The following is a 10415-nucleotide window of genomic DNA, read 5'->3' as shown; positions in this document are numbered from 1 at the left end:
AGCCCCCTTGGAGACCCGCATGCTGGGCGCATTGCAGCGGTGCCTTGCGAGCGGTCTCGCATACGACACTCTCCAAGGCTGCCCGAGTCGCGTGAAGGGCCGCATTTCAAACTCTTACCCATCTGATTATGAAAGAGTTTCTGTGGCGCGAGGGGTGCCCGGGGGATCGCCCACCACTGGACCCCTCGCCCGCCAGAGGCGCGTTAGCGCCCACACCCGTAACGCTACACGATGGTGGGCTCGCGCTCCACCGGCTCGAACGTCTTACCCAGGCTGGTGACTTTGGGCTCCACCCGATCCGCGGGCCCAACCTCCAGCAGGACGACGTGATCGACGTCGTGCTGGATGATTCCGTCGAGCAGGGCGATCAGCTCTGCGTGCCGCTTCTGCGATAACCGGCACTGGAAGACGGACAGCTGCAGCCACTCACCGTAACCTTTCATGATCTTGAAGACCCGGCGCCAGCGTTTCTGGTCACGGATATCGTACGCGACCACGTATAAGCGCTCCTCCATGGCTCACCTCGTGGTGAAGTTGGGGTAGTCCATCAGCTCACCGAGCAGGAACCGGCCTAGCAGACGTGCCTGCAGTTCCAGCAGTCGGCGATAGCTGATCCGATAACCGAACAGGGGATGGGTCACCTCCTGGGACAGACGGCGCTCGTACGCCGCGATGAACCGCTTCCGTCCATCGGGGGTGAGGTTCACGCCAGATCCGGCAGCGATAAAGTCACTCGGGCGCACCTCCCCGTTGTTGATCGCCATGAGAACGGCGGAGTCGGCCAGCAGCGGCCGGAACGGCTCCATCATATCCAGCGCCAGGGCCGGCCGGCCGTACCGGGGCTGGTGGTAGAAGCCCCGGTACGGGTCGAATCCGACCGCGGAGAGGGTCACCGACCAGGTCCGCGTCAGCAGCGAGTAGCCGTAGGAGAGCATGGCGTTGACGGGATCCGTGGGAGGCCTGCGGTTCCGGGTCGTGAAATCGAAGGGTAGCCCGTCACTCTCGCCATCCCGCCTGATCAGGCATCGGAACCGGCCGAAGTAGATGGCCGCCGCATTCCCCTCGATGCCCAGCAACTCGGCCAGGCTGCGGGCTCGTTCCGCTTGCTCAGCCAGGCGCTTAAGCTCGCGTAACGGTTGACGGTTTTCGTCCTCGCTACGCCAGTTCCGCCGCATCATCACGCGACTGTTCACGATCTTGGCGCGCACGAATCCCCGCGCCAGGCGCAGGCATACCTGCTCATCGAAACTGCCACGGTATTGGGCCGTTCGCAGCTCCACATTCTTATGACCAAGGCCGCTTGTATGCCCCAGGAACCACCCGCCGTAGGAGTGCCAGGTTACCGGGATCTCGCGACGCATCAGCTCGTGGAGGGTCGGCGTCGTGATGTACGTGTTCCCCATCACCACGACCTGGGAGATGTCGATCAGACGGGGCAAGGCCTGGCGCTCGTCCTCGACACGAACCTCCAGGTTCTCCCCTTTCTTGGCGATCTTGGCCCGGTTGGCCTGCACGTAGAGCGGCAGCGCCTCGTCGCGAGCGACCGCGATGGGGCGCAGCGGCTGGTCATCCTGCCGGCGCAGGAAGTTGACTTCATCCGGAAGGCAGATGGACACCAGGGAGCACCGGGGGCACTTGGGGCTATCCTCCAGCGGCGGTGGTATCCGGCCCCCGGCCGCCAGCAAACGCAGGCCGTTGATTGCCGAGAGGGTCTGGTTCCTGAGCGCTTCATCGAAGGACACCGAGACCCGCTCGCGGGAACCGATAAAGTAGAGGTAGCCGCTTGGGCACTCGTATCCGTGCTCTTCCAGGAGCAGACCTTGGGCGCACAGTTGCACGAGCTCAGGCTCGTAGGCGCCTTTGGCCACGTGGGGGCGCTTACCCCGCTTGTAATCCACCGGGGTAACCTCGCCATCCCCATGCCCCTCGACCAGGTCCATCTTGGCGATCAGGCCAATCTGGTTGGAGGAGAGCGTGATGGATCGGGCGTGGATCCGCTCGCCTTCTTCGGCGTCACCCCCCGCTGGCAGTGGATCCTTGCTGCGCCGCCCACTCGTCTGAGCCTGATCGACCCGACGGTGTCCGTATCGCCCCTGCACGGTATCTGCTGAATCGGCCCACTCGCCCTGGACCCACTCCAGGTAGGCCAGCCGCGGGCAGTAGACAAACTCGTTGACCATGCGAGCCGGCAGCAACGGGACGTCGGCGGTGAACTCCGGAAACGGCAGGGGTAGTTCCTGCTGCTGGGGGCCATCGGTGTGTTCCGTCACGGCACACCTCCTGTGTTGTGGGATCACGCCCGGGCGCAAACCCTTCTCCCGCGTCACCACGATCTCCACGCCACCGAGACGGACGGCTACGTGAATGATCGTTTCCGCCAGAGCCTTCTGGCGCTTCTTGCACCTTGCGCATAACCACTCGGCCGTCCACGGCAAATAGCAGGCGCTAGACGTCAGTCATGGGTTGGACAAAAGAGCCCCAACCCGAAATGACACCCAAACCCCAGCGCCACCGGACCCTCCACCGGCTCCGGGAAGGTGAGGCGCACGAACTGACCCCGGGTGTCCGGCTGCCGCAGACCCGGCTTGCTGCGGAAGCGGTGGAAATGGACGGGACGCCGCGGGCGCCCGTCCGGGCCTTCCCAGCGCGCCTGTTCGATACGGACCTCGGGCTCCGGCCAGCCGCGCTCCCGGCACTCGCGGGCAATCTGCTCGGCGACCCCGAAACGCTTCTTGGCGTACCAGGGGTGGAGGTACGGCGTGACCGAGGACCACGTCCGCGCCCGGCCCAGGTACGGGGATTCCGGCCAATCGGCTGCCCCCCCTGCCCCCTCGAATAGCACTTGCCACTCGCCACCATCTCTCTCCCAAAGCCGGGTGATACGATCCAGCGCGCGGAGCGCCTCCGCCGAGAGGCCATCGGGGGCGTAGACCAGGATGTGGTCGATCTTCCCGTCTCCATCGGCGTCCTCCGGCAGGTAGAAGGCGTGGCCGTGGCGGTTACCGGCGGGCAGGCCGTGGCCCGAGAGCACGGCGGGTACATGGCCGCCGTTGGCCTGCTCGGCCTTCTTGATGGCCGCCAGGCGCGTGATCTCGCCGATGCGGACCGCGTCTTCCAGACGGGGCAGCGGCTTGCCGGCCAGTGCCAGGCGGGCGGTGGTAGCGTGCGCTCGGCGTCGGGGGCGGCGTGCAACCCGCCCGCCGCGCTGGGTGAAGGCGTCGGAGGGACGCTGGTAGAGCACCGGCCGCGCCCCCGGGGGCTGGCTCCAACCAGCCCGCTGCAGCTCCGACGTCTCCAGGCGGAGGGCATCCAGGAAACGCTCCGGCAGGGTGGCAAGGATCTCGCGCTGGGGCTTCTTCAGCTTCTTGGCATCCAGGCCGTGGGCGTCGATCACGGCGGCCCGCCAAGGTGGATAATCCTCCGGGGGCGCAGGGGCCATCAACCGGACCGGATCCAGCGCCTCACCGGTCTCGGGATCGATTGAGAGTTCCGCCGGACAGCAGTCCAGCTCGCCCTCCCAGCCCTCCAGGCGCCGCGCCTCCACCCAGCTCTCCGCGCGGCCGAGAAAGCCCAGATCGCGGAGGAGGTCATCGAGCAGCGCGCGCTCTGCCGGTTCCAGGGTCACATCGGACCAGTGGGCGATAAGCTCGGCCTCCGGCTCCAGGCGCAGGAAGGCGTCGAAGATCAGCGAGGTGTCCTCACGACCACCCTTGAATCGGCCCTGGGGCATGTAGTGACGGCTGTGGGCGCGCACGCCGCGCGGGAGTCGGTAGCGGGGAAGCGTCCCGGCCAGCCGCTCCACCAGCGCGGTGAGTACCGACTCGGGGTGGCGTTCGGTGTCGGCCTTACGGTGCCAGGTAGCCACCAGCGCGCGCAGGATGCGCCACGGTGACGGCGGCCACTCCACCTCGGCCTCGTTGACGTGCCGGCCCCAGGGCGTGGCGTGGTAGCGCCCGGCGGGGAAGCGGAAGGCGATGGTGACCATGGCTACTTCCTGTAGGTGACTTCCGTGATCCGCGGGTCATTGAGGAGACCTTCCTGGCCCACCGCCTCGATCAGGCCCGGAAGCGCCGCTTCCAGGTCGGTCAATGCGGGCACGTCGAAGCCCTCGGGCCGAGTCACCCGCAGCGCCTGGCACTCCAGGTCGCAGGCAGTGCGCAGCCGCAGCCCCGCCTCGAGGAAGCGCTGCACCTTGAACAACGCCAACGCCACCAGCAGCCGCTCCGCCGCCTCGCCCAGGCGGAAGGCGCGGATCTGCGCCAGGTCCAGGTTGAAGTAGGCGGTGATGCGCGGGGCGACAAACTCGTCCCGGGCGTAGGGGACGTTGCCGAAGCCCTTGGAGGTATCGCCGCTCGGATCCACGGTATCCACTTTCACCCCGCCACTCGGGGCGACCTGCACGTCTTCCGCCTCGATGAAGGCCGAGAGCGCCCGGGGAAGCCGCAACCGACCGCCCGCGAGCTCCTTCTTAGCCAGGAACACCCCGTGCAGGGCGGCGTTAGTATCCACCCGCACCAGGGTCTCGGCGAGCTTGCGGATATCCACCCGGCCCTGCTCCATGCCGGCCAGCTCCTCCTTGAGCATATTCAGGACCGTAGTGTCCTTGCCCTCCAGGATGTAGGGCGAATTCAGCCGGTGCGCCTCGAGCACGGAGGTGGTCAGCAGCTCGCCGTTGGCGTTGCTGACACGGACATAGGGCAATCCTTGTAACGGCGCCACCCAGTCCTCGCTGGCGTCGTCCCAGCAGACCGCCTCGAGGCGGTTGGCCATGCTCTGGGCCGACTCCACGAGCAGCATCCGGCCGTTGCCGTCGGGCGCGGGGTACTCGGCAGCGCCCAGGTCGGGGAAGCCGGTGGGCTGGAAACGGGTCCCCTGGATCGGTTGCAGATCCGCCTCCAGGAGCAGGCGCGGCGTGTCCGCGAGGGTGTCGAGACTGAGGGGCATGGCAGGACTCCTGTCAGTGGTTCTCGTTGGTTTCGGCGGCAGCAGGCTCAGTGACGCTACCCGGCGCTAGCGCCTTCAGGGCGGCATCGGAGATCGGCACCATGAGCGCCGCCAGCAGGCGGCGGCCATCAGCGATTCCGGGCGCCACCTGCTGGAAGCCGGTGCCGATGCCGGCGGCGCGGCGACGGCGCCGCCCCAGCTCCAGGGCGCCGGCAACATCATGGGCCTCCAGACGGCGGAGGAGATCCGCCTTGAGCGGCAGCGCTCGATCCGGCGGCAGCACCCCGGCACGGCGGAGCTGCTCGTCAGTGCAGAACAACGGCTTGAGCAGACGGTAGGCGGCGGGCAGGGGCGCCTCGCGCTGCGCCCGCGGCGGGCCTGGGGGGATCCGTACCAGCATCAGCCCGGGCAGGAGCTCGGTCAGGCGCTGTTCATCCACCTCGCCGCTGAGCCAGGCAGCCACGTCGGCCAACGGGGCGGTTCGGGAGCCCCGCAGCGGCTTGTCGGCAAGCTCGCCCTGGTGGGCCTCGAGCAGGCGGCGGTGCAGGGTGGCGGCTAGGTTGTCGGCCAGCGAGGCACCGACGGCCCAGGTGACGGCGTGGGTGTCGTCCGCGGCCCAGCTCGGATATCGGCTTGCCGTCTCCGGGGCGAGATGAGCGCGCATGGGCATCCGCTCGCCCGCCTTGCCATCACGCCCGTGCACTCCGGCCAGGGCGGCAGCGAGAGCCAGCTCCGGGCTGCCATCGTCGGCGCGGGTGAGCCACTGCGCTGACAGCGCCGGCACCGGCGGGCACGCCTCACGCGCTTTCGGGCTGCGCGCCAGGTGGAGCTGGATGGCGCCCAGCACGGCGAGCAGCCGGCGCACGGCGGGAGCCGTGTCGTCACGACGCGTAGCCAGCTCGAAGACCGCGTCCTCCAGGCGCCGGGCCAGGGAGGCCACCCGGTTCGCACCATCCCCGCGCGCATGACGGCGGAAGCGATCCAGCCAGCCGCCGGCATCCAGCTCGTCGATCAGGTCGGCTGCCGGGTTGCGTTGCACGGTGACGCGGTTGAGGGGCGTAGCAAAGTAGGCCTTTCCCGAGCGCATCAGAAAGGCGTAGCGCTGAAAGCTTTCCAGTCCCCGTTCCACGCCGAGATGCGAGACCGCCCGCACGAAGTCCAGGCCATCACGGGCAGGCCGGCGCCCGAGGGTGACACGCCCCTCCGCAAGGACACCCTGCAACTCGGCGAGCCCCACTGGCGCGCTCCACAGGGGCGCCCAGAACTCAGCGCGTGCGTTGTCCTCGTCGCCCAGGGCGGCGCCGCCGCTGCCAGCACCGGTGGCGCGTACGGTGAAGGGATAGCTCAGCGCGCCGGGGGTGGAGCCTTCCAGCCGGCGCGTGGCGGTCGCTGCAAACAGCAGGGCCCCCTCCAGCATGAGGGTGAAGTCCCACGGATTGACCAGCGGCTTATCGATTTCGAAACCGGCCGTCTGGTTCGGACCACCGGCCTCCCCCGGAGAGAACTGCCCGACCTTGGCGGTGGGCAGACCGGGCCCCGCGCGGTCGAAAAGGGCCTCGTCCAGCCAACCGACCGCCTCTGGCCGGGCCTGACCAGTTTCCGGATCCAGCAGGGCAACCAGCCGCTGCATGAAGTTGTTGGTGAAGTCGAGCCGACCGTCGTTACCCCCGGTGCCCAGAAGGGGCGGATAGTGCGGGCTGTCCTCGGTGAGCAAGACCGCCGCGTCCAGCCAGGCCAGCGCCGCCTCGGGCAGCTCGGCTCGGAGCTCCGCCAGCAACGCCGCCTTGTCGTCACCGGCCGGGCGCTCTTGATAGCCGTGCGCCTCCAGGATTTGCCGAATAGCGGTGATTGTGGCTCTGAGCGGGTCGAGCCGTTCCGCCGGCGCATTGGAAAGGGGCTCGATACCGTCCTGGTTGTCCTTCGGATAAAACCCGCTGCCACCGTTCCAAGGCGCCAGGATCGGCGTCGGCCGATATTCCTCCAGAAAGAACCGCTTCAGTTCCTCCGCATCCAGCCGGCTCTCCAGCACGAACTGCTCGTTCTGCCAGCAGCCGCGGGCTTCCGGGTCGGCCTGCTCGACGACCAGGCGCAGGATGCCCAGGGCCTTGAGGTAACTCGCCAGAGGGACCGGCGTGCAACCGGAAAGGACAAGGCGATGCTCCCCCGAGACAGAGTTCCCGTCATACCCCGAAGAAGGTTCGCTGACACTCCGCGAGGTGCTTGCCTCCGTTGTGCTCGCGCGGGGTACAGCGGCCAGGTATTTTGCCGTTTGTTCGAGCTCGATCATGGCTTCCAGACGGCGCCGCGGAGACAGCTGCATGCTCCGCCGGATCTCGGCGCGGCGGGCGCCTTCAAAGGTGGCGGACTCCCAGGGATCTTTCGTATTCCTAGTCATCACCCGGCTCCTGGCGACGCTCCTCGATGATCCATTGCAAGTGCTGGATGTCGTCGCGATCCCGGTCCCGATCAGCGATGCGCTTCATAGCGATCAGTGTTTCCGGGGTGACGGCGCGGATCTCAACGCCCGACTCGATGGGGTAACGATCAGCCCGCTGGTACTCGTCCTCGAAGGAGAACGGTTCCGTAACGAATACATCGATGGTGGTTTCAGGGTGGGTATCGCTAAAGAGCGAGAACACCTGCATGTGTTTGTTCTCGATCCAGTCGTCGCGCTGCACCGGATCCGCAAAGCTTTCCATGGACACGGGCACCCTTGGTCGGTAACCGAGCCCCGCCAGGGCTTGCATAGCGGCTTGGGCATTTTCCGGTGAAAGCTCCACGACCAGATCCAGATCCTGCGTCATCCGCGCATAGCCGTGAAGATTGACCGCCACGCCGCCGGCTACCAGAAAGCGAACACCAGCATCATCCAGTGCCCCAACCACGGCGACGATGCTATCGAGCTTCATGCCTCCCCCTCCCGCGCCGACGCGCGCCAGTCGGCGATGCGCAGCAGCGCCTCCAGCCACGCGAGCCGGAAGGGGCCGTGCGCCTCCAGCAGGCGGCGGGTGCGCTCGCTCCAGGACGGCCCCTGGGGGCCGCGCCCCAGGCGCATGAGGCCCAACCGCAGCTCGGTGGCGGGCAGGGACACCGGTCCCCCCTGAAGCGCCGGCAGGCGATCGCCGTGCCACACGCCGCGGGCGTACAGCCGGCCGGCGTCGGCAGCGTCCGGGGGCTCCGGCTCGTTGGGCAGGGCGCGCAGGCCAAGACGGACACGCCCGTGGTGCGCGGCGATGAGGTAGGCGATCAGATCCCGCTCCGCGGCCGATCGCTCCGGGGCGCCGTGCTCCAGCCACGCCAGGGCCGAGGCGAGCTCGTGGCGGAGACCGGGCCGTGGCTCCCGCCGGCCTTCTGGATCCAGCCGGTGGTAGTCCGGCCGACCGCCGCCGGTAGACTTGGCCCACGGGCCGTCCGGATCGTCGGGGGTGGCACCGATGCCGCGCTGGAAGGCCTCGTGGGCCTTACCCACGTCGTGCCAGTAAGCGGCAGTCTCCAGCAGCGCACGCGCGGCCTCATCCAAGGCGAGGGCGTCGGCCAGCTCCCGCGCAGCCGCAGCGACGTGGTCCAGATGGTCGGCCAGCGGGACCGTGTGCCCGGTGGCGGTCAGCCGGTCGTCGCCGTAGCCCTCATCGGCCTGACTGCCGGCGGCCTCGGCGATGACATCGACCGGGGCGGCAGCGCCCGGCACGAAACCGCGATGCGGATCGTAGCCACCATCGCCGGCAGCCAGCATCAGGGTCTGGCCCGGACGGACCTCCTCGGCGCGGCGAACCGGCGCCCAAACCCCCTGCTGGCGCTCGCCGGCCAGCGGATCGAAGCGCCAGGCCGCTGGCGCTTCGCGATGGACCGCCTTTTTCCGCGCCGCGGGAAGCTTTTTCTTAAGATGCTCCTGGACCTGCGTGACGGAGGCCGGACAGAGCTCGGCGCGCTCGGGCGCCGCCTGCTGCGCCGCGCCCTCGCGATCCACATCGCGCCAGAAGAGGTGCACCTGCGGCGTACCGATGTCGCGGATGTAGGGCGAAACATCCACGTCGAAGCCGGAAAGGTCGGGATCGGTATTGAACAGCTCCAGCAGGTCGCGCCGGCGGAGCACCTGGGCGGCGACCGGCGGCTCGGTGACCGGGGGCAGATCCTGCGGAGCGGCGGAAGGGGCAGCCTGGAGCTGCTCCCGGGCGCGGCTCAGCGACTCCGGCTCGTAGGGTAGCGCCACCCCCTTGGCCGTCTCGTCCATGTCGACCCAGTAGACGCGGGCATCTTCAAACCGGCCGGCGCGGTTGCAGCGACCAAAACGCTGCACCAGGGAGGCCCAGGGCGCTAGCTCGGTGAAGAGCACGCGGCTGTCGAGATCGACCCCAGCCTCCACCGCCTGGGTGGCGATGACGATCCGCCCGCCACCCTCTGGCGCTTGGTGCAGCTGCGCTTCGATCGCGGCGCGCTCAGCCGGGCGGAAACGTGCGTGCAGGAGGAGCCGATCGGCGCCGGCGTCCGCCAGCGCGTCGTAGAGCCCCTGCGCCCGCTCGACGCGGTTGACGATGACCAGCGTCTGCTCGCCGGGGTGGTGGGCGGCACGGATCTCATCTGCCAGGGCGGCGACGTAGGCGTCCTGCCCTTTCTTGGTCGCGTCATCGAGACGGGTGGCGGCGGCCTCCAGCGTTTTCGGCGCGCCCACGCGGGCGGCCACCTCCGGCACAGAGCGGTCCGTATCGTCCAGAGTCAGCCGCGCCACCCCATCCTGGCGGTGGCGGCGGAAGTCCACGGTATCGAGCCACTCCGCCTGCAGGGTGGCGGAGACCCAGATACTGCGCGACGGGCCGGTCGTGCCCAGATCGCGCCGGAATGCCTCCAGCTGCGCGGTGGTGGGCAGGGCCGGACCCATCAGCTGGACCTCGTCGAACACCCACAGGGCGTCGTTGTGCAGCAGGGCATGGTGAACCGGCCACTGGTAACGGCTCATGCCGTAGCCGCGCATCAGCGCGCGGGAGAGGAGCATGTCCTGGGTGCCCACCAGCACGGCGTCCTGCTCTGGATAGGCCGCCCAAGCCCCGCGGCGCAAATCTGCCTCGCCGCCCATCAGCGCATGCACGGCCACCCGATCCGGTTCCCCGGCATCGCCGAGCACGCCCAGGCGGCTGAGCCAGTCCCGGATGTTTTGGACGGTCTGCTCGACCAGCACCCGCATCGGCAGACACCAGACCAGCCGCCGTGGGGTCTCGGGATCGGGCGCCTCCTGCAGCCCATCGGGCCGGATACCGCGGCGATGCGCCCACGCCAGGGTGACGGCGGCGGTCTTGCCCAACCCCGTAGGAACTTCGAGGCATTCGGGCCAGGGGCCCTTAGCGAGGCGGCGCTGGTAGGGGTAAGGACGCCGCGCCTGGCCGAGCGCGGCAGCGAACAAGGTGTCGTAACTCATTCAAGCTCTCCCTAGCCGGCAGGTCGGCCCACCCAGGCACATCCCGACGCTACCCTGAAGC

Annotated in this window: 7 protein-coding genes; all 7 read right to left on the bottom strand. The window is 68.6% G+C overall.

Going from position 1 to position 10415, the window contains the following annotated elements:
• Nucleotides 1-224: 224 nt before the first annotated feature.
• A complete protein-coding gene (gene cas2, locus LRF89_RS10925; RefSeq protein WP_238633422.1) occupies nucleotides 225-515 on the bottom strand; it encodes a CRISPR-associated endonuclease Cas2 in 291 nt (96 codons plus the stop codon).
• 3 nt (nucleotides 516-518) lie between these two features.
• Complete coding sequence (gene cas4g/cas1g / locus LRF89_RS10920) at nucleotides 519-2270, bottom strand: CRISPR-associated endonuclease Cas4g/Cas1g (RefSeq protein WP_238637110.1); 1752 nt, start codon at nucleotides 2268-2270, stop codon at nucleotides 519-521.
• Nucleotides 2271-2452: 182 nt separating this feature from the next.
• The gene (gene csb2, locus LRF89_RS10915) at nucleotides 2453-3985 is read right to left on the bottom strand and encodes a type I-G CRISPR-associated protein Csb2 (RefSeq protein ID WP_238637109.1); all 1533 of its coding nucleotides are present in this window, start codon (nucleotides 3983-3985) and stop codon (nucleotides 2453-2455) included.
• A 2-nt stretch (nucleotides 3986-3987) separates the two neighbouring features.
• Complete coding sequence (gene cas7g, locus LRF89_RS10910; protein WP_238637108.1) at nucleotides 3988-4944, bottom strand: type I-G CRISPR-associated RAMP protein Csb1/Cas7g; 957 nt, start codon at nucleotides 4942-4944, stop codon at nucleotides 3988-3990.
• Nucleotides 4945-4957: 13 nt separating this feature from the next.
• A complete protein-coding gene (gene cas8g1, locus LRF89_RS10905; protein WP_238637107.1) occupies nucleotides 4958-7339 on the bottom strand; it encodes a type I-G CRISPR-associated protein Cas8g1/Csx17 in 2382 nt (793 codons plus the stop codon).
• Nucleotides 7332-7853 (bottom strand): nucleotidyl transferase AbiEii/AbiGii toxin family protein, encoded by a 522-nt coding sequence (locus LRF89_RS10900; protein WP_238637106.1) that lies wholly within the window; start codon nucleotides 7851-7853, stop codon nucleotides 7332-7334. Before LRF89_RS10900 ends, cas8g1 begins: the two co-directional genes overlap by 8 nt.
• The gene (cas3g, locus tag LRF89_RS10895) at nucleotides 7850-10354 is read right to left on the bottom strand and encodes a type I-G CRISPR-associated helicase/endonuclease Cas3g (protein WP_238637105.1); all 2505 of its coding nucleotides are present in this window, start codon (nucleotides 10352-10354) and stop codon (nucleotides 7850-7852) included. Before cas3g ends, LRF89_RS10900 begins: the two co-directional genes overlap by 4 nt.
• Nucleotides 10355-10415 lie beyond the last annotated feature (61 nt).

Origin of the sequence: Halorhodospira sp. 9621, assembly GCF_022228055.1 — a bacterium.
Taxonomy (GTDB): Bacteria; Pseudomonadota; Gammaproteobacteria; order Nitrococcales; family Halorhodospiraceae; genus Halorhodospira; species Halorhodospira halophila_A.
The sequence above is the reverse complement of the archived record's forward strand: the minus strand, read 5'-3'. Positions and strand labels throughout refer to the sequence as shown.